Annotated in this window: 21 protein-coding genes and 1 other RNA gene; 8 read left to right on the top strand and 14 right to left on the bottom strand. The window is 59.7% G+C overall.

The genetic code is table 11. From position 1 onward, the window contains the following. Positions 1-279 precede the first annotated feature (279 nt). The 4 genes from infB to rimP form a co-directional block, all read right to left on the bottom strand. Positions 280-3081: a translation initiation factor IF-2 gene (gene infB, locus G6N80_RS10315; protein ID WP_165137008.1), complete on the bottom strand. Its 2802-nt coding sequence runs from the start codon at positions 3079-3081 to the stop codon at positions 280-282. A gap of 100 nt (positions 3082-3181) precedes the next feature. Next, on the bottom strand, positions 3182-3868 hold the full coding sequence (locus tag G6N80_RS10310; protein WP_062554984.1) for an RNA-binding protein: 687 nt from the start codon (positions 3866-3868) through the stop codon (positions 3182-3184). Then, the gene (nusA, locus tag G6N80_RS10305; RefSeq protein ID WP_062554985.1) at positions 3865-5487 is read right to left on the bottom strand and encodes a transcription termination factor NusA; all 1623 of its coding nucleotides are present in this window, start codon (positions 5485-5487) and stop codon (positions 3865-3867) included. The genes G6N80_RS10310 and nusA overlap by 4 nt, the downstream gene beginning before the upstream one ends. 74 nt (positions 5488-5561) lie before the next feature. Continuing rightward, positions 5562-6149 carry a ribosome maturation factor RimP gene (gene rimP, locus G6N80_RS10300; protein ID WP_062554986.1) on the bottom strand — a complete coding sequence of 196 codons (588 nt, stop codon included), beginning with the start codon at positions 6147-6149 and terminating at the stop codon, positions 5562-5564. Positions 6150-6384: 235 nt separating this feature from the next. Between rimP and G6N80_RS10295 the strand changes: the two genes are divergently transcribed. Then, on the top strand, positions 6385-8034 hold the full coding sequence (locus G6N80_RS10295) for an MFS transporter (RefSeq protein ID WP_156379214.1): 1650 nt from the start codon (positions 6385-6387) through the stop codon (positions 8032-8034). Between the two features lie 27 nt (positions 8035-8061). Beyond that, entirely contained in the window at positions 8062-8517 is a 456-nt protein-coding gene (locus G6N80_RS10290; protein WP_165133557.1) for a GNAT family N-acetyltransferase, read from the top strand. A gap of 1 nt (position 8518) precedes the next feature. On the opposite strand, the gene G6N80_RS10285 is transcribed toward G6N80_RS10290, so the two are convergent. Beyond that, positions 8519-9766: a lytic murein transglycosylase gene (locus tag G6N80_RS10285; RefSeq protein ID WP_183898018.1), complete on the bottom strand. Its 1248-nt coding sequence runs from the start codon at positions 9764-9766 to the stop codon at positions 8519-8521. 10 nt (positions 9767-9776) lie between these two features. After that, positions 9777-10382 (bottom strand): recombination mediator RecR, encoded by a 606-nt coding sequence (recR, locus tag G6N80_RS10280; protein ID WP_165133554.1) that lies wholly within the window; start codon positions 10380-10382, stop codon positions 9777-9779. A gap of 56 nt (positions 10383-10438) precedes the next feature. On the opposite strand from recR, the gene G6N80_RS10275 reads away from it, so the two are divergent. Beyond that, on the top strand, positions 10439-11059 hold the full coding sequence (locus G6N80_RS10275) for an MOSC domain-containing protein (protein ID WP_165133551.1): 621 nt from the start codon (positions 10439-10441) through the stop codon (positions 11057-11059). Between the two features lie 33 nt (positions 11060-11092). On the opposite strand, the gene G6N80_RS10270 is transcribed toward G6N80_RS10275, so the two are convergent. The 3 genes from G6N80_RS10270 to ffs all read right to left on the bottom strand — a co-directional run bounded on the left by G6N80_RS10270 (position 11093) and on the right by ffs (position 13543). After that, positions 11093-11416: a YbaB/EbfC family nucleoid-associated protein gene (locus tag G6N80_RS10270; RefSeq protein ID WP_062554991.1), complete on the bottom strand. Its 324-nt coding sequence runs from the start codon at positions 11414-11416 to the stop codon at positions 11093-11095. Between the two features lie 24 nt (positions 11417-11440). Then, positions 11441-13321 (bottom strand): DNA polymerase III subunit gamma/tau, encoded by a 1881-nt coding sequence (locus G6N80_RS10265; protein WP_062554992.1) that lies wholly within the window; start codon positions 13319-13321, stop codon positions 11441-11443. Between the two features lie 125 nt (positions 13322-13446). After that, an RNA gene (gene ffs, locus G6N80_RS10260) (signal recognition particle sRNA small type) lies at positions 13447-13543 on the bottom strand. A gap of 106 nt (positions 13544-13649) precedes the next feature. On the opposite strand from ffs, the gene G6N80_RS10255 reads away from it, so the two are divergent. Both G6N80_RS10255 and nudC read left to right on the top strand, forming a co-directional pair. Next, a complete protein-coding gene (locus G6N80_RS10255; RefSeq protein WP_165133549.1) occupies positions 13650-14060 on the top strand; it encodes an HIT domain-containing protein in 411 nt (136 codons plus the stop codon). Next, a complete protein-coding gene (gene nudC / locus G6N80_RS10250; protein ID WP_165133546.1) occupies positions 14057-15019 on the top strand; it encodes an NAD(+) diphosphatase in 963 nt (320 codons plus the stop codon). Before G6N80_RS10255 ends, nudC begins: the two co-directional genes overlap by 4 nt. Before the next feature lie 16 nt (positions 15020-15035). Here the strand turns inward: nudC and G6N80_RS10245 are convergent, their stop codons facing one another. Genes G6N80_RS10245 through G6N80_RS10235 form a run of 3 tightly spaced genes read right to left on the bottom strand, consistent with a single transcriptional unit; the run spans position 15036 to position 17619 of the window. Beyond that, positions 15036-15977 (bottom strand): DMT family transporter, encoded by a 942-nt coding sequence (locus tag G6N80_RS10245; protein WP_165133543.1) that lies wholly within the window; start codon positions 15975-15977, stop codon positions 15036-15038. Positions 15978-15987: 10 nt separating this feature from the next. Further along, the gene (locus G6N80_RS10240) at positions 15988-16851 is read right to left on the bottom strand and encodes a prephenate dehydratase (RefSeq protein ID WP_062554996.1); all 864 of its coding nucleotides are present in this window, start codon (positions 16849-16851) and stop codon (positions 15988-15990) included. A gap of 12 nt (positions 16852-16863) precedes the next feature. After that, positions 16864-17619 (bottom strand): 3-deoxy-manno-octulosonate cytidylyltransferase, encoded by a 756-nt coding sequence (locus G6N80_RS10235; RefSeq protein ID WP_165133540.1) that lies wholly within the window; start codon positions 17617-17619, stop codon positions 16864-16866. A 156-nt stretch (positions 17620-17775) separates the two neighbouring features. Between G6N80_RS10235 and G6N80_RS10230 the strand changes: the two genes are divergently transcribed. Continuing rightward, the gene (locus G6N80_RS10230) at positions 17776-18324 is read left to right on the top strand and encodes a c-type cytochrome (RefSeq protein WP_062554998.1); all 549 of its coding nucleotides are present in this window, start codon (positions 17776-17778) and stop codon (positions 18322-18324) included. Positions 18325-18405: 81 nt separating this feature from the next. Here G6N80_RS10230 and G6N80_RS10225 read toward each other — a convergent pair whose 3' ends face one another. After that, on the bottom strand, positions 18406-19353 hold the full coding sequence (locus G6N80_RS10225; protein WP_165133537.1) for an AEC family transporter: 948 nt from the start codon (positions 19351-19353) through the stop codon (positions 18406-18408). Positions 19354-19681: 328 nt separating this feature from the next. Here G6N80_RS10225 and G6N80_RS10220 point away from each other — a divergent pair, with 328 nt between their 5' ends. Beyond that, complete coding sequence (locus G6N80_RS10220; protein ID WP_062555452.1) at positions 19682-20674, top strand: adenosine kinase; 993 nt, start codon at positions 19682-19684, stop codon at positions 20672-20674. Between the two features lie 9 nt (positions 20675-20683). Here G6N80_RS10220 and G6N80_RS10215 read toward each other — a convergent pair whose 3' ends face one another. Continuing rightward, on the bottom strand, positions 20684-21238 hold the full coding sequence (locus G6N80_RS10215) for an SH3 domain-containing protein (protein ID WP_062555000.1): 555 nt from the start codon (positions 21236-21238) through the stop codon (positions 20684-20686). 180 nt (positions 21239-21418) lie between these two features. Here G6N80_RS10215 and G6N80_RS10210 point away from each other — a divergent pair, with 180 nt between their 5' ends. Beyond that, complete coding sequence (locus G6N80_RS10210) at positions 21419-22423, top strand: 2-hydroxyacid dehydrogenase (protein WP_062555001.1); 1005 nt, start codon at positions 21419-21421, stop codon at positions 22421-22423. Positions 22424-22470: the final 47 nt, after the last annotated feature.

Here is a 22470-nt window from a genome sequence, read left to right as displayed (position 1 = left end):
TGCCACGCTCCGTTGAGCTACCGCATAATAAACATGACGAAAAATGTAAACTATTAAAGGCCGCCGTTTGAAAGAATCTTTCAGACGGAACTCATGTTTTAAAGCATGGCGCGCAAAAGTGTGCAGCGGTTTTGCGATAACGACATGCGATAAGGGAAGAGAGATAAAGCGGCAGGAGCGAGTCTGAAAGATCGCGACGCGCTTTATCTCAAAAGGCTTTCTGAAACGAAAAACGCCGGGCACGAGGCCCGGCGTCGGATGCAATCGATCGTGTGACGATCAGAGTGTGCGTGTAACGTGTTCGACACGGAAGCACTCGATGGTGTCGCCAGCGCGAATGTCTTCGTAGTTTTCGAAGGCCATACCGCATTCTTGACCCACCGGTACTTCAGAGACTTCGTCCTTGAAGCGCTTGAGTGTCTTGAGCTTGCCTTCGTGGATGACCACGTTGTCGCGAACCAGACGCACGCCTGCGCCGCGCTCGACCTTGCCTTCCACGACACGGCAACCGGCAACCTTGCCGACCTTCGTGATGTTGAAGACCTCGAGGATTTCGGCATTGCCGAGGAAGGTCTCGCGACGTTCCGGCGACAGAAGACCCGACATCGCTGCCTTCACGTCATCCACCAGATCGTAGATGATGTTGTAATAGCGAATTTCGATACCTTCGCGTTCAGCCAGCGAGCGAGCCTGTGCGTTAGCACGAACGTTGAAGCCGATGATGGCTGCGTTCGACGCTTCAGCGAGTGAGATATCCGATTCCGTCACGCCACCCACTGCGGAGTGAACGATGCGGGCACGAACCTCGTCGGTGCCGAGCTTGTCGAGAGCGCCGGCAATGGCTTCGATCGAGCCCTGCACGTCACCCTTAATGACCAGCGGGAACTCCTTCATGCCGGAGCTCTGGAGCTGGTTCATCATCTGCTCGAGCGAGCCGCGCGAACCGGACTGGCGTGCTGCCGCCTTGTCACGGGCCAGACGCTGGCGGTACTCGGAGATTTCGCGAGCACGTGCTTCGTTCTCGACGACGGCGAACTTGTCACCGGCAGCAGGTGTGCCCGACAGGCCAAGAACCTCGACAGGCATGGCCGGACCGGCTTCCTTGACGTGCTCACCCTTGTCGTTGACCAGCGCGCGAACGCGGCCCCACTGATCGCCCGCCACGATGATCTGGCCCGGACGCAGAGTACCCTTCTGGATCAGAACGGTCGCAACGGCACCGCGACCACGGTCGAGCTCGGCTTCGATAACCGTACCTTCAGCCGTCCGGTTCGGATTGGCCTTCAGGTCGAGAATTTCGGCCTGCAGCAGGATAGCTTCAAGAAGCTTGTCGAGGTTGGTCTTGTTCTTTGCCGAAACTTCGACGTCAAGAACTTCACCACCCATGGATTCGACGAAGACTTCATGCTGCAGAAGCTGCGTGCGCACCTTCTGCGGATCAGCCGTCGGCTTGTCCACCTTGTTGATCGCCACGATGATCGGCACGCCGGCCGCCTTCGCGTGGTTGATCGATTCGATCGTCTGCGGCATCACGCTGTCGTCGGCCGCAACCACGAGGATTGCAATGTCCGTCGCTTGCGCACCACGGGCACGCATGGCCGTAAAGGCGGCGTGGCCGGGCGTATCGATGAAGGTAATCTTCTGGCCGTTCTGTTCGACCTGATAGGCACCGATATGCTGCGTAATACCACCAGCTTCGCCAGCAACGACGTTGGCGTGACGGATGGCGTCGAGAAGCGAGGTCTTGCCGTGGTCGACGTGGCCCATGATGGTCACGACCGGCGGACGCGAAACCAGCTCGCCTTCATCGTCCTTCACGTTGAAGATACCTTCTTCAACGTCCGACTCGGAAACGCGCTTCACGGTATGGCCGAATTCGGTTGCGATGAGTTCTGCAAGGTCGGCGTCGATGACGTCGCCCGGCTTCATCATCTGACCTTCCTTCATCAGGTACTTGATCACGTCGACAGCGCGTTCGGACATACGCTGCGAAAGTTCCTGGATCGTGATCGTTTCCGGCAGGATGACTTCGCGCATGACCTTTTCACGCGTTTCCTGCATCTGGCTGCGGCGGAACTTTTCCTGACGGCGGCGCATGGCAGCCATCGAGCGGCCACGCGAGGAACCGTCATCATCCACATCGGCGGTGGTCACCGTCAGCTTGCCGCGGCGGCGATCGTCTTCCTTCGGACGGGCCGGAACCTTGGCCGGAGCCGGGGCGGCAACCTTGCCACGCGCCGGACCGCTACGGGCTGGACCGCGATCATCGTCTTCGTCATCCGATGGCTTGCGACCACGAACCGGCAGACCAGGCTGCGGGGCAGGTGCGGCCGGAGCCGCACGGGGCGGCTGGGGACGGTTGTTGTTTTCGCGCGGGCGAGCCGTGACCGGAGCCGCAGACTGGGAACGTTCCGCTGGAGCCTCTGCAGCCGGAGCTGGCTGTGCAGTGGCGGGCGCAGCAGGCTCGGCGAGCGCCTGAGCCTTTGCCTCCGCAGCACGACGCTCTTCTTCGGCACGCTGTTCTGCAGCGCGACGCTCTTCCTCAACCTTGCGACGGGCCTCGTCTTCGGCACGCTGCTTGGCTTCGATGATATCGCGTGCCTGAGCTTCTGCCAGGGCGCGGCGGCGTGCATCCATTTCCGATGCGGAAAGGTCGTGCAGCACTGCACCGCGCGGACGGTCGTTGTTCGGACGCGAGTTGTTCTGCTGGGGGCGGGAATTACCCTGCTGCGGCCGCTGGTTCTGCGAGCTCGGCTGATGAACGCGCTGGGGTGACTGCGGCGCCGGACGGGCGGGCTGCGGCGCGGGCGCTGCGGGGCGTGCCTGCTGAACAGGAGCCTGCTCTACGGGGCGCGGCGGCTGGGCAGCCGGTGCTGCTGCAACGGGAGCCGCAACAGGCGTGATCGGCTTTTCGTCTTCGGGGCGGAGAGGGCGGCGCTTGCGGGTTTCAACCACAACCGCTTTGGTGCGACCGCGACCCATATCCTGGCGCACGGTACCCTGGCTCATCCCTGACGGCTTCAGGGTGAGGGTTTTCTTGCCCGATACGCTGAGTGTCTTGTCGTCTTTACTGTCGGTCATCCGTTCCTGTTCCTTCCGGCAGGAGCGGATGGCAACCATCAGGTCCTGTCGTTCAATACACGTCTTCCAATGCGGCAGCCGGCAATAGCCGGTGACCGCGTCATGTGTCTGACCGGCCAGCGCCACCATCTGCTCCGGAGTGACCGCCATTGCGGTACGTTTCGAGCATGGTTGCGCGCTTCACTACACCTTCACCCGCCTGTCCGGCAAGCGCCGCGGCATGGATAAAAGCATTCTGGCCCATCAGTTCGTCCATTTCGGCTGCGGAGAAGAGCCGGAAAGAGGGAATCTCCTCCTCGGCATCCGTTCCGAGCCTCCAGGCCTTGCGGGCCTGGTCAATCTTTCGCACGCCATCTGCGGCGGCATCGGCAGCGTGAAACACGCCGACCGCTTCGCCGGTCCGCACGGCATTATCCACCTTCATCGCGCCGGAGATGAACTGTCCCGCCTTGCGAGCCATGCTCATCATCCCGACCAGATCGGTTACCAGCAGGCGCTCGACCATCAGGCCCAGATCGGGCTCGGCCTTCACGTCCCGCTTGAGAGCCCTGGCGAAGAGCTTGCGTTTGATCGCGAGCTCCACCAGATCCCGTTCCGCCTTCACCCAGCATCCACGACCGGGTAATTGCCGCTTCAGATCCGGCACAACCTGCCCCTGCGGGCCGGCAACGAACCGGATCAGTTCATGAGGGTCGAAGGTCTTGCGGCTCACGATACAGGTACGATCGTTCACCACGAGTTCCTCTTCATCCGCTGCGTGATCACGGGCGTCAGCCGCCGCAATCATTGTTCGGCAGCGGCGTCCGCCTCCTCGTCAACGGCCTCTTCTTCAAGAGCAGCCTGTTCGCGAGCCAGATCTTCCTGCGTGATCCAGCCAGCAGCCAGGCGCGCCTGCAGGACCATGTTTTCCGCTTCCACGCGGGAAACGTCGAACTTTGAAAAGAGGCCTTCGAATTTCTTGGTCTCACCGTCCTTGCGCTCGGACCAGCCAACCAGATCGTCTGCAGCGCAACCGGCGAAATCCTCTACGGTCTTGATACCGTCTTCGCCAAGCGCAACGAGCATCTTTGCCGTCAGGCCGTCGATCTGGCGCAATTCGTCGGATACGCCGAGTTCCCGGCGTTTTGCATCCATTTCGGCTTCGATCCGGTCGAGATATTCACGAGCACGCGTCTGGATCTCGTTGGCCGTATCTTCGTCGAAACCGTCGATAGAGGCGATTTCGCCAAGTTCAACGTAAGCCAGTTCCTCGACCTGCGCAAAGCCTTCGGACGCCAGAACCTGACCCACCATTTCGTCGACGTCGAGCGCATCCATGAACAGGTTCGTGCGCTCGTTGAATTCCTTCTGGCGGCGCTCGGATTCTTCCTGCTCCGTCATGATGTCGATATCCCAGCCCGTCAGCTGCGAGGCAAGACGAACGTTCTGGCCACGACGACCGATGGCCAGCGAAAGCTGCTCGTCCGGCACCACGACTTCGATGCGCTCTGCATCTTCATCAAGAACCACCTTGGCCACTTCCGCAGGTTGCAGTGCGTTGACGATGAACGAAGCCGGATCGCCCGACCACGGAATGATATCGATCTTTTCGCCCTGAAGTTCGCCGACGACCGCCTGAACTCGGCTACCGCGCATACCAACGCAGGCGCCGACGGGATCGATCGAGCTGTCGTTTGAAATGACGGCAATCTTGGCGCGAGAACCCGGGTCGCGAGCAACCGACTTGATCTGGATGATGCCATCGTAGATTTCCGGCACTTCCATGGTGAACAGCTTCACCATGAACTGCGGATGGGTACGCGAGAGGAAAATCTGTGGGCCACGCTGTTCACGGCGAACGTCGTAAACGTAGGCACGAACGCGGTCACCATAGCGCATGTTTTCGCGCGGGATCATCTCGTCACGGCGAATAATGCCTTCGCCACGGCCAAGGTCGACGATGACGTTGCCGTATTCGACGCGCTTGACCGTTCCGTTGACGATTTCGCCGACACGATCCTTGAATTCGTCATACTGGCGATCGCGCTCGGCTTCACGAACCTTCTGCACGATAACCTGCTTGGCAGACTGTGCAGCGATACGGCCGAAATCCATCGGTGGCAGCGGATCGGCAATGAAGTCGCCGATCTTGGCGTCGACGTTGCGGTCACGGGCCAGAGCGAGCGGAATCTGGGTCGTGTAGTCTTCCGCATGTTCCACGACTTCCAGCAGGCGCTGAAGGCGGATCTCGCCCGTCTTGGAATTGATGTCCGCGCGGATATTGCTTTCCGTGCCGTAACGCGAACGAGCGGCCTTCTGGATAGCATCGGCCATAGCGGCCAGCACGATTTCGCGGTCGATGACCTTTTCGCGCGCCACTGCATCTGCGATTTGCAGAAGTTCAAGCCGGTTCGCACTCACTGCCATTGTCGTCAGTCTCCGTCGATCGATTTTGTCTGTGCCCCAACCCGAGGAGGGTGAAGGTCTTGAAACGTGTTGTCTTACTCTTCGTCAGCGTCGTTCTGGTTCGCGGCTTCCGCCTTGGCCAGTTTGTCGGCGCGCAGGGCGTCGCGGATCAGATCATCCGTCAGGATCAGCTTGGCTTCCGCCAGGGCTGTGAACGGAACACGCAGGCGGGGCTCTTCCCCGTAGCCGATCTGGTCGCGCTCCAGCGTGAAGCCTTCGTCGTCTGCCTCGGTAATCTTGCCGCGAAAACGCTTGCGGTTATCCAGCAGGATGGAGGTCTCGCATTTCACGATATGACCGGACCAACGGGCAAAATCAGACTTGCGAACCATGGGCCGGTCGATTCCGGGCGACGATACTTCCAGATGATACGCCTTATCGACGGGATCTTCCACATCGAGAACCGGAGAAATCGCCATCGAAACCTGCTCGCAGTCTTCAACGGTCATCGTACCGTCGTTGCGCTCGCACATGACCTGAAGGGTCAAACCGTTGAGGTTCAGCAAACGCACCCGCACAAGACGAAAATCCATCGCGTCGAGAGTGGGTTCAATGATTTCGGCGATCCTGAGATCGAGGCCCGTCTCGACGATGAGACGCGGTTCCTTCTGGTTTTCCTGCATATGGTCTTCCGGCTTTGCTCGCACAAGGGCGAGAACGTCGCGTGCATCGACCGCCTAACAAAAAAGAGCGGGTCCGGTGCGGCCCCACTCTTCATCTGACGATCAAGAATTTGAACTCTCTATACCGCTTAAGCCCCGTGAATGCAAGGGTTGCGGTCAGAGCCGCCAAAGCCTCTCGATTTGCGCTTGTTAGAGGTGGCCAGCACGCTAAGTTAGTCAGCCTAAACAAATCAGCATGAGGTTCAACGTGCCCGAGCGCATCTCATCCTTTGCGCCCTTCCGTCACCAGACCTTCCGTGAAATCTGGCTCGCAAGCGTCGTTTCCAATTTCGGCGGTCTGGTGCAAGCGGTCGGTGCCGCCTGGATGATGACGGCGATCTCCAGTTCGGAAAACATGGTGGCGCTTGTTCAAGCCTCGCAGGCTCTGCCGATCATGCTGTTTTCCCTGATTGCCGGGGCGCTGGCGGACAATTTCGACCGTCGGGCGATCATGATCTCCGCGCAGGGGTTCATGCTCATTGTCTCGGTTTTTCTGGCAGTGTTTGCCTGGGTGGATCTTCTGACACCCTGGCTGCTGCTGGCCTTCACCTTCCTCATCGGCTGCGGAACGGCGCTCAACAATCCATCCTGGCAGGCCTCCGTCGGGGATCTCGTCCCGCGTCCGGTCCTTCCTGCCGCGGTCTCCTTGAACAGCGTCGGCTTCAATATCACCCGCAGTGTCGGCCCTGCCATCGGCGGCATTATCGTGGCCTCTTTCGGAGCGGCCGCGGCCTTCGCCGTCAATGCCATGAGCTACATCTCCCTGATCTTTGCCCTGTCGCGCTGGAAGCCCGAAACACCGGACAACCGGCTTCCGCGCGAGACTCTCGGGAGAGCGCTTTCGGCGGGCTTTGGCTACGTGGCCATGTCTCCGAAGCTCATCAATGTCCTGTTTCGCAGCCTCCTCTTCGGCGTCTCCGCCAGCGCCATTCTGGCGCTGCTGCCGCTGGTCGCGCGCGATCTTGTCGTGGGTGGTCCGCTGACTTACGGTCTGATGCTCGGTGCCTTTGGCGTGGGTGCCGTGATCGGCGCCCTTTTGAATGCGCGCATTCGCGAAACATTTTCGACGGAGATCATCGTCCGCATCGCTTTCACCGGCTTCGGGGTGAGCGCTGTAACCGCTGCGCTCTCATCCTCCACGCTCCTGACCTGTGCAATCCTTACGATCCCTGGGGCGTGCTGGGTTCTGGCGCTTTCGCTGTTCAATACAACGGTGCAACTGTCGACACCGCGCTGGGTGGTCGGGCGCGCACTTTCCTTTTACCAGACAGCGACCTTCGGCGGTATCGCCCTAGGCAGCTGGCTCTGGGGCATGCTGGCGGAAACCTATGGCGTCTCAACCTCACTGATGATTGCCAGCCTTGCGATGGTCTTCGGCGCACTGTTCGGCTGGCGTTTCGCGCTTCCCTCCATGGAAGCCCTGAACCTCGATCCGGCCAACACCTTCCGCGAACCTTCGCTTCGGCTCGATCTCCAGCCAAGAAGCGGCCCGATCGTTCTGCTTGTTGACTATACGGTGCGCGAAGAAAACGTGCCCGCCTTCCTGGCGCTGATGTCCGAGCGACGCCGCATCCGTATTCGTGACGGTGCACGCCAGTGGGCCCTGATGCGGGACTTGGAAAACCCGGATATCTGGACGGAAACCTATCACACGGCCACCTGGGCGGATTATGTGCGTCATAATCAGCGCCGCACCAAGGCAGATGCGGAGATCTGGACCCAGATCCGGGCGCTCCACGCGGGGCCGGATGGTCCACGTGTCCATCGCATGCTGGAGCGGCAGGCCATACCTCCCGATCACGCCCGTGAGGATGTCTTCCACAAATCGGCGCTCGATCTCCATTGACCTTGTCGCAACATCCGGAAAACCCGCATGACCGAATATCGCAGAGCCGAAGAGACAGACCTTACCGCCATCGTCGCCATGCTTGCCGATGACGCTCTGGGCCGGACCCGTGAAGTGGTATCCGATCCGGTCGACCGACGGTATGTCGATGCATTCCATGCCATTCAGGCGGATCCAAACCAAATGCTGGCAGTCGCCGTCGATGGCTCAGGCGATGTCGTAGGATGCCTGCAGATCAGCTTTCTGCCTGGGCTTTCCCGCCTTGGCCTCTGGCGCGGCCAGATCGAAAGCGTGCGGGTGGCGGCAAGCCAGCGTGGCAAGGGCGTCGGGCGGGAGATGATTCGCTGGGCCATCGAAGCGTGCCGCAAGCGCGGCTGCGGCGCCGTTCAATTGACCTCCGATAATCGCCGGGAGGACGCCCATCGCTTTTATGAAAGCCTTGGCTTCGAGAAAAGCCACGCGGGCTTCAAACTGAACCTTTGAACTATCTAAGCCGCGCCTTCAGGCTCTCGTCCGGGAAACAAGTGGGAGCCATCCCGCTCTTCGCCTGCCAGTCGCCAATCGAGCGGCGGGTCTTGAAACCTGCCAGCCCATCGGCGCGGCCGACATCATAACCCTTTGCCTGCAAGCTTTTCTGCATGGCCAGCACATCGGAACGCAGCATCTTCCCCGTGGGGTTCCAGCCTGCCTGAAACGGACCTGCTCCATTTGCGATGCGGTCCGAGAGATTGCCGATGAAGAGCGCATAGAGATCGGAGTTGTTATATTCCTTCAGCACGTAGAAGTTCGGCGTCACGATGAATTCCGGTCCGTAGCGACCGGCAGGCACCAGCATCATGCCATCTACCTTTGCCTCATGTGCCGGAAAGCCTTTGCCGTTGACGCGGGAAATTCCGAGCGAAGCCCATTGCGAAATCAGCTTGGCGAGATCCGGCCCCTCCTGCGCACAGGAAACCTGAGCCGGGATCGTCACCTCGAAGCCCCAGTCGCGGTCGCGCTGCCAGCCCTTCAGCACGAGATAGTGTGCGATGGAGGCGAGTGTATCCGGCACGGAATCCCAGATATCCGCCTTGCCGTCGCCGTCGAAATCAACCGCATACTTTGCGTAACTCGAGGGCATGAACTGCGGCTGGCCCAATGCGCCGGCCCAGGAACCCCGCATACGCTCCGGCGTGATGTCGCCGTGCTGGATAATGCGCAAAGCGTCGATCAACTCGGTGCGGAACATGTCCTTGCGGGTGGACATGAAAGCCTTTGTTGCCAGCACATCCAGCGCCGCAAAGGGCAGTTTCGCACGTCCATATCCGGATTCACGACCCCATATCGCAAGAATGATCGACCCCGGTACACCATAGGTCTGTTCTACCTTGCGCAAGGTCGCAGCATGCGTCTGCGCCAGCGAACGCCCGGTCATGGCCAGGCCTTGCATGCGTTGCTCGGAAAAATAGGCGCCGGGTGAGGAAAATTCGGCCTGGGTTTGATCCTGTTCCTTCGGCGGCGTGGTGCCCGGTGGAACAAGGTCCGGCAGGTCCCATTTCAATGAAACGCCTTTCAGCGCCGCATCGATGGTGGAGGCGGAAACGCCGGCCTTCTTCGCTTCCGGCGTGATGTCCCGGCTAAGCCATTGGCGAAATTGCTGCTCAACCTCGGCCTTGGAGGGAGCCGCCAGCGCAGGCATGGGAAGGGCGAGTGCCATCAATGATAGGCAAAGTGTACCAAGTTTCCGGATCATCCACGCCTCCTCAAATCGCCGTTCGTGCGCGTAACGCTGCCGTCAGCGTACCCTCGTCCAGGTAATCCAGTTCCCCACCCACGGGCACGCCATGGGCAAGACGGGTGATTTTCACGGGCAGGTCTGACAGGCGGTCCGTGATGAAATGGGCGGTTGCCTGACCTTCCACGGTCGCGTTGACGGCCAGAATGATCTCGCGAATGCCGCCTTCGCTCACGCGGTCGACAAGGCTTTTGATGTTGAGATCGTCAGGCCCGACGCCATCGAGCGGTGAAAGCGTTCCTCCCAGCACATGATAGGCGGCGTTCATGGCGGCTGCCCGCTCAAGCGCCCAAAGGTCCGATACGTCCTCCACGACGATGATGACGGATTGATCGCGCCGCTCGTCGGTACAGACGGTGCAAGGGTCGCTTGTATCCACATTGCCGCAGCGGGAGCAGACCTTCACCTTGTCATAGGCCTCGCCCAGCGCGTGAGAGAGCGGGCCCATCAATTGCTCGCGCTTCTTGATGAGATGCAGCGCCGCCCTACGTGCGGAGCGGGGGCCAAGCCCCGGCACCTTCGCCAGCAGTTGAATGAGTTTTTCGATTTCGGGACCGGTAACACGTTTTGCCATGAGGCGCTTTTAGACGATAAGCACCGTTAACGGAATCTCACATTGAGGTATCTCTCATGAAAGTCAGCGCCGTCTGTCTCGGCCAGCCTGAAAAACTACCGGGCAAGAGCTACAAGAGCGGCATCAACAAGCAGCCGGTGGGCTATCCAGTCCATGTGGACGAGAACGGGCTGGTGGGTGATTCGATCTGCAACGGCAAATATCACGGGGGCCACGAACAGGCGGTCTATATGGAAGGCAGCGAGACGCTCCGCTGGTGGGCGCAGGAACTGCAAAGGAATCTGCCACCGGGAACCTTTGGCGAAAATCTGGTCATTGATGGCCTTGAGAATCGCGATGTCTGTGCGGGCGACCGCTTCCACCTGGCAGGTGGCGTCATTCTGGAAGCCACATCACCGCGCGTTCCCTGCAACACGTTCACGGCGCATATGAATGATCCGAAAATTGCCAAGCGCTATACAGCGGCGGCGCGACCCGGCATTTATTGCCGCGTGATCCAGACAGGGGTTCTTGCAGCCGGTGAAGACGTCGAATTTCACCCCTATCGGGGCGAGCGCGTCAGGATTGCCGAACTCATGATCTTTCAGCCAAAGCGGCTCAGCATCGAGCAGCGAACCCGCTACCTGAGCGTTCCGCTGCATGAAGATCTCCAGGCAAAAATCAGGGATCTGGTATAAAAAAGGGCCGCATCTGCGACCCTTCGTCGGAGATCAGAACGGCAGCTTCATGCCGGGAGGCAGCGGCAGACCAGCCGTCACGGCGGCCATCTTTTCCTGCGCCTGCGCCTCGCTCTTGTCCTTTGCATCCTTGTGTGCGGCAACGATAAGGTCTTCAAGAATCTCGACCTCGTCTTCCTTGAACAGCGACGGGTCGATCTTGAGGCTGCGCAACTCGCCCTTGCCGTTCAGAACAACAGTCACAAGGCCGCCACCCGCCTTGCCCTCGACCTCAAGAGCGGCGATTTCCGCCTGCATCTTTTCCATCTTGGCCTGCATTTCCTTGACCTTGCCCATCATGCCCATGATGTCGCGCATCGTCTTGTCCTTCTCTTGTCGTTGTCAGATGTCGAGGTCGTCACCCGGCAGAATGTCGCCTTCGTCTGTTTCGATTATCGCCGGAGGTTGAGCCTCTTCCAACTCGTCCTCAACCGGCACCTTGATGCGAACGTCAATGATCCTGGCGCCCGGAAACTGAGCGAGAATGGCCGCGACATCCGGATCGGCTCGTGCATCCGTCTTGTGCTGTTCCTTGATCTGCGCTTCCGCCTCGGCCAGCGTCGGTTCGCCGCGCTCATTGGATAGCGTTACCCACCAGGTAATGCCGGTCCATTCTTTCAGCTTGGATGCCAGATCACTGGCAATGGATTTCGGCGCATCCGGCTCCAGGCGAATCTCAAGCCGACCCGGTTCCAGTTTGACCAGATGAACGGATTGGCGCACGCGTGCCCGCAGGATCGGCTCCCGGTTCGCTGTGCAGAGGTCGGAGATATCGGCGAGCGATCGGACATCCACCTTCGGCTGAGGCTGCGCATTTTCTTGCGGCCTGGTTTCCACGCGCCCGACCGGGGAGGGCTCAGCGCTGCTGGAGGGAACGGCCTGAAGTCGTGCCACCGGTTGTCCAGCCGTGGTGCGGGCCTGCGGTGTTTCGATTGCGCGGGCGGCCGGTGCCGCAGACATGGAGGCAGAACCGCCAAGGCTGGCCCGGGCGCCGCCACCGGAACCGCTTGGCGCGGATGCAGCGCCAGCATTGCCCGAAGCCAGAAGCTCGGTCACGCGTCTCGCCGCATCCTCCGGCGAAGGAAGGTTCGCCGCATGGGCAAGCCGGATGAGTACCATTTCGGCAGCACCTGCCGGACGAGACGAGTTTTCCGTTTCGGGTATGCCTTTGAGCAGCATCTGCCACATGCGAGACAATGTGGTGACGGCAACGGCTGCGGAAAACTCGGCACCGCGAACGCGCTCCACTTCGCTCAACGAAGCATCGTCGGCGGCTGCCGGAATATATTTGATCCGGGTTACCAGATGGGTGAAATCGGCAAGATCGGTCAGCACCACGACCGGGTTGGCGCCCGCTTCGTACTGGGCAGTAAACTCCTCCAACGCTGCCGTCACGTCACCACGAACAATGTGCTCGAAGAGGTCGACGATACGCGCCCGGTCGGCGAGCCCCAGCATGCCACGCACGGTTTCCACCTGAACGGAACCGCCACCATGGGCAATCGCCTGATCGAGCAGAGAAAGGCCGTCACGGGCGGAACCTTCCGCAGCGCGGGCAATCATCGCAAGCGCTTCCGGCTCGAACGCGATCGCTTCCTTGCCGAGAATGGTCGAGAACAGGCCGACGAGATCAGCGGCACTGATGCGGCGCAGGTCGAAGCGCTGGCAGCGCGAGAGAACCGTGATCGGGACCTTGCGGATTTCCGTCGTCGCAAAAATGAACTTTACATGCTCTGGCGGCTCTTCCAGCGTCTTCAAGAGACCGTTGAAGGCTTGCGTCGAAAGCATATGCACTTCGTCGATGATATAGACCTTGTAGCGCGCCGATACCGGGCGGTAGCGCACCTGCTCGATGATCTCGCGAATATCGTCGATGCCGGTATGGGAGGCAGCATCCATCTCGATCACATCGACATGGCGGCCTTCCATGATAGCCTGACAATGCTCGCCCGGAACGCGCAGGTCGATGGTCGGCTTATCGATGTCAGCGGTCTTGTAATTCAGGGCTCGCGCCAGAATGCGCGCTGTCGTGGTTTTGCCCACGCCACGAACACCCGTCAGCATATAGGCCTGGGCAATCCGGCCGGTCTCGAACGCGTTGGTCAGCGTTCGTACCATGGGCTCCTGGCCGACCATCAGGTCGGAGAAATCCTTCGGGCGATATTTTCGCGCCAGAACGCGGTAGGTGGCTTGGGGGGAATTCGTCAGGCCCGCATCACTCATCAGGTGTCACTCATCCTGTACCGCCAGTCTGATGGAAGCCTTGGTGGGGCCAATTCATCTCCGGTCAGTTCATTGATCGGACATCAGCGGGAAGCTGGCCGAAAACTGACCGTGAGATAGATTAGGTGGGAGGCTGGCACGGCGACCCGTGCCGGGCTCGTTAGGGCTGCTTCCTTCCGGACCTGACCCGGTTGGCGAGTGGCTCGTCCACCACCAACCTCCCGAGGCCACATATCGTCGTTTCCCAAACCAAATGCAAGCCCCCAAACCAAATGCGAGCCAAGCCCTGAAAAAACTGCTAGCAAGATTATCGATGCAGGAGAGCCACGTGAATCGATTTGTGCTGGACCCCCGACTGGAAAAGGATTCTGAACTCGTCACCACGCTTGGCCTCTGCCAGTTGCGTTTGCTGAAAGACAGCCGCTGGCCTTGGTTGATGCTGATTCCACAGCGGGCGGATAAGACCGAGATCTTTCAACTGACGCCGCTCGACCAGACGATGCTGACCTTCGAGATCAATCTGGTTGCAGAAGCCTTGAAGACGGTGACGAAGGCTCGCAAGATCAATGTGGGTGCTCTCGGCAACATCGTTTCGCAGCTTCACGTCCACATTGTTGCCAGGCACGAAGGTGATCCCAACTGGCCCGGTCCGATCTGGGGTCATGGCTCCGCCACGCCTTGGGCCGACGATGCCAAACAAAACTTTCTGACCAATCTGAATGAAGCCCTCGCATCATGACACTTACCATTTTTGAAACTCGTGCGCCGCACGATGAGCCAAGCAAGCTGACCGCATTTTCCGGAAACCGCCTGAATCGGGACGCCGAACATCGTACCGACGATTGCCTGGAGCAGGCGCTGGGTGTTCCAGGGCAGACGCTTCTGGTCATTGCTGGCGGCAAGGTCGTCCTCAAGCGGGAGGAGCCGGTTCCAGGCGCGTTCTTTTCGCGTGACGAGATCGCTGACCTGGGGTCGGACGAGGACAATGCCGTTCTCCTGGGCTACACGGTCGATGGAGCGCCACGCATCGCCATGCCGATTCGCACTCCCATGGAAGAGCTTGAAGCACGTTTCCGATTGACGGATGGCCGAAGCGCCTTCCGAGACGGTCTGCTGGATGAGGAAACGCTTGGCATCATCGCACAGGGCATCAGTCTGGTGCACTGGAACGGGGCCAACCTGTTCTGTGGCAAATGCGGAACGAAGACGGTCAGCCAGCAGGGCGGCTACAAGCGCAGCTGTCCGAACTGCGGACATATGATGTTTCCACGCACCGATCCGGTTGTCATCATGTTGACGGTCGACATCGAGCGCGATCTGGTGCTGCTGGGTCGCGGGCATCATTTTGCCCCGGGAATGTATTCGACGCTCGCCGGCTTCGTAGAGCCGGGTGAGACCATCGAAGATGCCGTTCGCCGCGAAACCTTCGAGGAAGCCGGCATCCGCACAGGCCGCGTTCGCTACCATGCCTCCCAGCCATGGCCCATGCCGCATTCTCTCATGATCGGCTGTTATGCCGAGGCGCTCGACCGGGACATCAACCGTGATGAGCAGGAGTTGGCAGATTGTCGCTGGTTTACGCGGGACGAGATCGCCACCATGCTGGACGCCGATCCTTCCGGAGAGGGGCCGTTCAGTCCACCACGCGGGGCGATCGCTCACCGGCTGATGCGCGATTGGGTGGAATGGCAAAGATAAGGGAGGCCGATGACGGTCAGTGAACCGCCATCACCTCGTCCTCCACCGCTTTGGGCTTGCGACGTGTAAACTGGTGCACCGCCAGCGAGACGCCAAGGATCTGCAGAAGGGCACCGAGGCTCTCGGTTATCGTAGGCCATCGCCCATCCATCATCAGCCCGAAGATGAGGCCGAAAACTGTTTCGGCAATGATGAGTTGCGCCGTCAAAGCGAGCGGCAGGCGGCTGGATGCGATGCTCCAGCACCACGTGGCAAGCCATGAAGCGGCAATGCCAAGCACGATGGCCCAGAGGAAGAAACGCGTTACCGCTTCGGCTGGTGCAGTGACATAAGCATTGGAGGCTAGGGGGATCAGCATCCCTGCACCGATCAGGCAGCCGATACCATGCAGTGTCGTCCAGTCGATGGCGCGCGGTGGATTTTCTGAGCGCATGACCTTTGCATTGAAAATGCCATAGACGACCCAGACCAGAAGGGCCGCCACGGCGCAGCCGATACCGGCGGCCATCATCTGCCGACCCTCGACGTCCAGCCCGTTCAGATGCTCGGCGTTGACGATCAGGATCCCGCTGCCGATCATCACGAGCGGCAGGCCGATCCTGCGCCACGAAATCGATTTGTCGATGAGATTGGCGATCACTGGCAACATGATGGGGGTGATGCCGATGATCAGCGGCGGCACGACGGATCCGGCCCACAGCACAGCCTGCGATGCAAGCGCGAAATAGGCGACATAGCCAATTAGGCCCAGGACCGAGCCGGCGAGCACGTGCCGCCAACCGATGTTGCGCGGTCGGAAATAGGGATGCGCCAACGATATCAGGCAGGTCAGCCCGAAAATCGCATAGCGCGCTATCGTGATGTCCCACAGCGTGAAGGGGTGCACCAGCCGCGCGGCAACAAAGGTCAGCCCCCAGACGGCACAGGTAAACAGACCGGCGAGCAGACCAAGCAGCATGACGCGACCGTCACGCTGCGTTCAGGGTGCCGCGCATCGGATGTCCTCGATAGACGCCAAGAATGCGAACCTTTTCGGAAAAGAACCGGAGTTCCTCCAGCGCGCGGCGCACCGGTGCATCATCCGGGTGCCCCTGGATATCCGCATAGAACTGGGTCGCGATGAACTTGCCGCCGATCTGGTAGCTTTCCAGCTTCGTCATGTTGATGCCGTTGGTGGCAAAACCGCCTAGCGCCTTGTAGAGTGCTGCCGGAATGTTGCGGACATTGAACACAAAGGTTGTGACAAGAACGTCTTTCTCGTCGCGGCGTGTCGTCCAGTGTTCGTCGCGAGAAAGAACCACGAAGCGTGTCACATTGTGTTCGGAATCCTCGACGTTTTCCTGCAGGATGTCGAGACCGTAGAGGCTGGCTGCAAGCCGTGGCGCCAGCGCCGCCATGCTGCGGTCCCCCCGTTCGGAAACCAGTTTGGCAGCACCCGCCGTATCACCTGCCACAACGGCCTTCCAGCCGTTCGAGCGGATGATCTTGCGGCACTGACCGAGCGCATGGATATGGCTATGAACGGTGCGAATATCGTCATGCTTCACGCCCGGCAAAACCATCAGCTGGAAGCGGATCGGCATGAAGTATTCGCCGACGATATGCAGGCGCGATTCCGGCAAGAGATGATGGATATCGGCAACCCGGCCTGCCAGCGTATTCTCGATCGGGATCATGGCGAGATCCGCATCGCCGCTTTCCAGGGCCACGAAGGCATCTTCGAAGGTCGGGCACGGCAAGGGCTCCATTGTCGGGAACATGTCCCGGCAGGCCATGTCCGAATTGGCGCCGAAATCGCCCTGAAAGGCGATGCGATTGGTGGTCTGAACCATCTGCTTTTCCGATTATTGCTTGCGGCCAGCAAGGATTGCACGGGCCTTTTCGAGGTCGGCGGGAGTATCGACGCCGAGAGGAACCGAGTCAACGATCTCGACATCGATGCGCATGCCCGCCTCCAGGGCGCGCAATTGCTCGAGGCGCTCGCGAAGCTCCAGCGTCGAAGGACGCAGCTTTACGAATCGTTCAAGTGCCGAGCGGCGATAGGTGTAGAGGCCGATGTGGTGATAAAGCGGACCGGGGCCCGTCGGTGCGGTTGCCCGCGTAAAATAAAGGGCCCGAAGGCGGTTGTCCGCAATCGGCGAACCGATGACCTTCACGATGTTCGGGTTGAGCTTGTCTTCTTCGTCTAGGATCTCGACCGTCAGCGTCGCAATATCGACGCTATTGTCTTCCATCGGACGAAGCGACGCGTGGACTGCATCCGCCTCGATTGTTGGCAGGTCGCCCTGCACATTGACGACAAACTCAACCTTGCCTTCGGGATCCGCCGCAAGAAGTGCCTCATAGATGCGATCGGAGCCGGATTGATGGTCGTCGCGTGTCATGACCACGTCGAACCCGGCGGCCTTCACAGCCTCAAAAACACGCGTATCGTCCACCGCAACCATCACGCGACCGACATCGGCTTCGCGTGCACGATGCGCCACCTGCACGATCATCGGCAGCCCGTTGATGTCCGCCAGTGGCTTGCCGGGAAGCCGCATCGACGCCATCCGTGCCGGAATGAGAACGAGTGTCTTGTCAAATCGCGGATTGCGCATGGTTTTCTCTTCGTATATGCCGCGCTGATGGAGGCAAAAGGTCTCAGGGGCGGGTTCGTGATTCAGGTTGCGCCAGTCCCGCAAAAGACATAGCTTTCGGTGGAATTCAAGGTGGGACGCCTGTGATTCCGACGGGTGGGAAGGAGCTTTTCGCGGATGAATGCCTATTCGAACATGGCTATGGGGGCCTTGCTCAGCACTGTATTTGTCTTGATGTCTGTGTCGATCGCCTCTGAAGGGCTTTTTCATTCGAAAGCGCCTGAAAAGCCTGGCTTTGCGATTGTAGCGGAAGAAGCGCCGAGCGCAGGTGGCGAAGCCGCCGCTCCGGCTGCTGTTCCGATCGCACAGCTTCTGGCAAAGGCCGATGCAACGGCGGGTGCCGCCGTCTTCAAGAAGTGTCAGGCCTGTCATTCCGGAGAGAAGGGCGGACCGAACAAGGTCGGTCCAGATCTCTGGGGTATCGTCAATCGCCCGATTGCGGGCCACGAAGGCTTTAGCTATTCGGCAGCTCTTAAGGATTTCTCCAAGGGCGGTTCCGTGGTCTGGGACTTTGAGCACCTAAATCACTTCCTTGCTGCGCCAAAAGCTTATGTTGCCGGAACGGCCATGGGTTTTGCCGGTGTGAAGAAGGATGATGAGCGCGCAAATCTGATCGCTTATCTCCGTTCGCTGGCCGATAGCCCGGCACCGCTGCCGACGCCCTGATCAGGCGTTGGGTCCGACTCTAATCGAAAGGCTCGCCCTGGCGGGCCTTTTTTTCGTTCGTTGTCGCCTGCCGATATTAACTTAGCTGAGAAGCCAGGCCCAGAAGCTGACGGAAAGAACGCCGAAGAGCGTCGTGATGCTGATGACGGAAGCGGCCAATCCGCTGCCGGAGCGAAAGCGCGTCGCGATGATCCAGGCGTTGATGCCTGTGGGAACGGAGGCGGTCAGGACCATGGCGGCCGTCCAGGTCTTCGGCAGGTCGACCAGCAGGGCAACGGCGTAGACTGCTGCCGGAAAAAGGATCAGCTTCAGCACTGCCATGACCGAGGCAAGCCCAAGCTGCCCGCGTACCGGATATTTGGTCAGTGTCATGCCGAGAGAAATTAGTGCAGCCCCGGCGGTGATGCTGGCGATCTGGTCGACGACGCTTTTCAGCACGGTTGGCAGAGTACCAAAGCCCGAAAGATTGAACGCGACGCCCAAGGCCAGCGCGATGACCAGCGGATTGCGGCTGAGATTGCTGCCGACCTGTTTCAGAACCGCGCCGATGCTGCGCCGCCCACCGCCATCGACTTTGGCGCTGGCATGCTCCATCAGGATCGTGCCGATGATCATCATCAGCGGCAAATGGATCGCCAGCAAAATGGAGATTGCAAGAATGCCGTCATCGCCCACCGATCGTCCAACCAGCGGCAGCCCGATGAACACATTGTTGGCGAAGGCGGCGGACATGCCGGCAATGACGCCCACCTTTTCATCCCGCTTGAAAAGATACTTCGCGATCAGATGACCAATGGTCCAGGTGACCGCAACGCCGCCGAAATAGGCAATCCAGAGCCTGAAAGGTGAAGCGCCTCCAAAATGCGCTTCCGCCAGCGTCCGGAAAATGAGTGTCGGCAAGGCGATCTTGAAGACGAATTCAGCGATCGAATCGCCCGCCTCAGAGCGCATGAGACCGGTCCGGGCGACAAGCCAGCCAATCAGGATCAGGATGAAGACGGGAGCGACATTGGTGAATACGGCAGACAAGGCGGGAACTTTCCGGGTCGGGGAGTTCCGGTCTATCGCATTCGCATATCAGTGACAAATGATGCTGCACGCGGGCGATGCAGAAAAAACACGCCCGTCCTCGGCTATGAACCCACGCTGCAAGCTTCGCGGTTGTGAGGGGTACCGGAACCGCCTCGCGCCAGTTCATCCGTGGACTGCAAGGCGTTCCGATGCTCAAGTCACTAAACGATAAGGATGACGATGGTATGACAGCAGTATCGAGCGCGCGACGGCCGGTTTTTTGCTTTTCTTCGGGCGTGAAATTATCCATACAGAGCGCGCAAATCCTACGGAGATGGATCAGTTTATGAGCAAGTTCGACGTCCTCACCATCGGCAATGCCATTGTCGATATTCTGTCCCGCTGCGAGGACACGTTTCTGGACGAGAACGAGATCATAAAGGGAGCGATGAACCTGATCGATGCCGATCGCGCCGAGCGTCTCTACAGCCTGATGGGCCCGGCCCACGAGGCATCCGGCGGAAGTGCCGGCAATACGGCGGCAGGTGTTGCCAGTTTCGGCGCGCGGGCTGCCTATTTCGGCAAGGTGGCCGAAGACGAACTGGGCAAGATCTTTCAGCACGACATCCGCGCGCAGGGCGTTCATTTCGAAACGAAGCCTGAAGGCACCTTTCCACCAACGGCCCGCAGCATGATTTTCGTCACACCCGACGGCGAACGCTCGATGAACACCTATCTCGGTGCCTGCGTCGAGCTTGGTCCCGAAGATGTGGAGCCGGAAGTCGTTGCCCAATCCAAGGTCACCTATTTCGAGGGCTATCTCTGGGATCCGCCGCGTGCCAAGGACGCCATCCGTGATTGCGCCCGCATAGCTCATGAAAACGGGCGTGAAGTCTCCATGACGCTTTCCGACAGCTTCTGTGTCGGACGTTACCGCGCGGAGTTTCTCGAACTCATGCGCTCCGGAACCGTAGACATCGTTTTCGCCAATCACGAAGAAGCCCTCTCGCTCTACGAGACCGATGACTTCGAACTCGCTCTGTCCAGCATAGCAAAGGACTGCAAGCTGGCGGCTGTCACACTTGGCGAAAACGGCGCAGTGATCGTGCGCAAGGACGAGCGGGTGAAGGTCGAGGCGATCAAGATCGATCGCCTGCTCGACACGACCGGCGCGGGCGATCTGTTTGCAGCCGGCTTCCTGACGGGCTACACGCAGGGCCGCTCGCTGGAAGATTGCGGCAAGCTTGGCTGCCTTGCGGCAGGAATCGTGATCCAGCACTTCGGGCCACGACCCATGGTTTCCCTGAAAGACGAAGCGATCAAGGCCGGGCTGCTGTAAAGGCAGCCCTTATTTGAAGGCTTCTCCCGGATAGGCGCCCCAGATTTCGCCTTGCGAAACCCAACCCTCGGCACTTCCGGCCTGCGCGCGGCACCAATCGCCATTGCATTCCTTGATATGGATGATGACGCCGGGCTCAAGCTTGGCAACCACCTGAGCCGAGGTCTGGGCTTCGCGCCGCATGTTGACAAAGACATCCTTGCCCTTGCCACGCATCCAGGGAGCGGCAATCGCGGTGCGGTCACCCGATAGAAGTGCCTGGTTCACCCAGCCTTCCGTGCCCTCGGCATCACGCACACGCCGCCAGTTTTCGTATTCCTGGATGATCTCCATCGGAAGCCCTTCCTTGGTGTACATCCAGGAGACCGCATAATCGACGCTTGGCCCGATGCGGATATTGACGCGGCGTGACTTCAGGCTGACGAAGCGGGGGAGGGGCAGGCCACTGGCACCCTTGGTCGTGCCTTGCGCATGGGCAGTGCTGTCTTCCATCACAGCGCCAAGCGTGGCTGCCATGATTGCAAGAACGCTGGTAAGGCATATGGTTCGTATGAAACGACGCATGTAAACTTCTCTCTGGCCCGTGAGGTTCAGTCAAACCGAAAAACCTTGGCCGGACCTGTCGTTGCGCAAGTCCGCGAGGTTTTATTTGTCTTCCCCGTCGGGTCTGGTAGAAAACGGCTGATCCGCCGAATGTCGCCGATCTTGGTTAACGACCTCTGAACGCGTTTCTGAAGGATACTCATGACTGCCAGGAAGAAGCCCAAGGTTTATCTGACCCGCAAACTGCCGGATGCGGTGGAAACGCGCATGCGCGAATTGTTCGATGCCGAATTGAACATCGATGATTCGCCCCGCACGCGTGAGCAGTTGGCGGAGGCCCTGAAAACCGCGGAAGTTCTCGTTCCCACGGTGACCGACCGGATCGATGCGGGCCTGATCGAGGCCGCCGGACCGCAATTGAAATTGATTGCCAGTTTTTCCAACGGTGTCGATCACATTGACGTTGATGCCGCAGCAAAGCGCGGAATTACCGTCACCAACACGCCCAACGTCCTGACGGAAGACACCGCCGATATGACGATGGTTCTGATCTTCGCCGTACTGCGACGCCTGATCGAAGGTTCGAAAGTACTGACCGATGATCCATCGAGCTGGGCAGGGTGGTCGCCGACCTGGATGCTGGGGCGACGCATTGGTGGAAGGCGCATCGGAATCGTCGGCATGGGGCGAATCGGGACCGCCGTTGCCCGCCGTGCCAAGGCGTTCGGCCTTTCCATTCACTATCACAATCGCAAGCGTGTGAACCCGGCCACCGAAGAAGAGCTGGAGGCGACCTATTGGGATAGCCTCGACCAGATGCTGGCGCGGGTCGATATCGTATCCGTCAACTGTCCGTCGACTCCGGCGACCTTCCATCTTCTGTCGGCACGACGATTGGCGCTCATGCAGCCGTCCAGCATTATCGTGAACACCGCCCGTGGCGATATCATCGATGAAGATGCGCTGATCCAGCTTCTGCGGGATGGTAAGATCGCCGGCGCGGGGCTTGACGTGTTCACCAATGAACCCCTGGTCAATCCGAAGCTTCTCAAGCTTGCCCATGAGGGCAAGGCCGTGCTGCTTCCACATATGGGGTCTGCCACCATGGAAGGGCGGATCGACATGGGCGACAAGGTCATCATCAACATCCGGACCTATTTCGACGGTCATCGCCCGCCAAACAGGGTGCTGCCCGGTCGCTTGTGACAAAGGTCCTCAACTGTTCGTTTCAAAGAGCCCGCATCCATGCAAGG

Origin of the sequence: Rhizobium rhizoryzae (assembly GCF_011046895.1) — a bacterium.
GTDB classification, from domain to species: Bacteria; Pseudomonadota; Alphaproteobacteria; order Rhizobiales; family Rhizobiaceae; genus Neorhizobium; species Neorhizobium rhizoryzae.
The sequence above is the reverse complement of the archived record's forward strand: the minus strand, read 5'-3'. Positions and strand labels throughout refer to the sequence as shown.

Coding starts and splice junctions, on each gene's coding strand:
- recR (WP_165133554.1), bottom strand. CDS start 10,382: ATGGCAAAACGTGTTACCGGTCCCGAAATCGAAAAACTCATTCAACTG.
- G6N80_RS10215 (WP_062555000.1), bottom strand. CDS start 21,238: ATGCGTCGTTTCATACGAACCATATGCCTTACCAGCGTTCTTGCAATC.
- G6N80_RS10275 (WP_165133551.1), top strand. CDS start 10,439: ATGAAAGTCAGCGCCGTCTGTCTCGGCCAGCCTGAAAAACTACCGGGC.
- nusA (WP_062554985.1), bottom strand. CDS start 5,487: ATGGCAGTGAGTGCGAACCGGCTTGAACTTCTGCAAATCGCAGATGCA.
- G6N80_RS10285 (WP_183898018.1), bottom strand. CDS start 9,766: ATGATCCGGAAACTTGGTACACTTTGCCTATCATTGATGGCACTCGCC.
- G6N80_RS10290 (WP_165133557.1), top strand. CDS start 8,062: ATGACCGAATATCGCAGAGCCGAAGAGACAGACCTTACCGCCATCGTC.
- G6N80_RS10235 (WP_165133540.1), bottom strand. CDS start 17,619: ATGCGCAATCCGCGATTTGACAAGACACTCGTTCTCATTCCGGCACGG.
- G6N80_RS10265 (WP_062554992.1), bottom strand. CDS start 13,321: ATGAGTGATGCGGGCCTGACGAATTCCCCCCAAGCCACCTACCGCGTT.
- G6N80_RS10230 (WP_062554998.1), top strand. CDS start 17,776: ATGAATGCCTATTCGAACATGGCTATGGGGGCCTTGCTCAGCACTGTA.
- G6N80_RS10310 (WP_062554984.1), bottom strand. CDS start 3,868: ATGATTGCGGCGGCTGACGCCCGTGATCACGCAGCGGATGAAGAGGAA.
- nudC (WP_165133546.1), top strand. CDS start 14,057: ATGACACTTACCATTTTTGAAACTCGTGCGCCGCACGATGAGCCAAGC.
- rimP (WP_062554986.1), bottom strand. CDS start 6,149: ATGCAGGAAAACCAGAAGGAACCGCGTCTCATCGTCGAGACGGGCCTC.
- G6N80_RS10295 (WP_156379214.1), top strand. CDS start 6,385: ATGAGGTTCAACGTGCCCGAGCGCATCTCATCCTTTGCGCCCTTCCGT.
- G6N80_RS10270 (WP_062554991.1), bottom strand. CDS start 11,416: ATGCGCGACATCATGGGCATGATGGGCAAGGTCAAGGAAATGCAGGCC.
- G6N80_RS10240 (WP_062554996.1), bottom strand. CDS start 16,851: ATGGTTCAGACCACCAATCGCATCGCCTTTCAGGGCGATTTCGGCGCC.
- G6N80_RS10210 (WP_062555001.1), top strand. CDS start 21,419: ATGACTGCCAGGAAGAAGCCCAAGGTTTATCTGACCCGCAAACTGCCG.
- infB (WP_165137008.1), bottom strand. CDS start 3,081: ATGACCGACAGTAAAGACGACAAGACACTCAGCGTATCGGGCAAGAAA.
- G6N80_RS10245 (WP_165133543.1), bottom strand. CDS start 15,977: ATGCTGCTTGGTCTGCTCGCCGGTCTGTTTACCTGTGCCGTCTGGGGG.
- G6N80_RS10220 (WP_062555452.1), top strand. CDS start 19,682: ATGAGCAAGTTCGACGTCCTCACCATCGGCAATGCCATTGTCGATATT.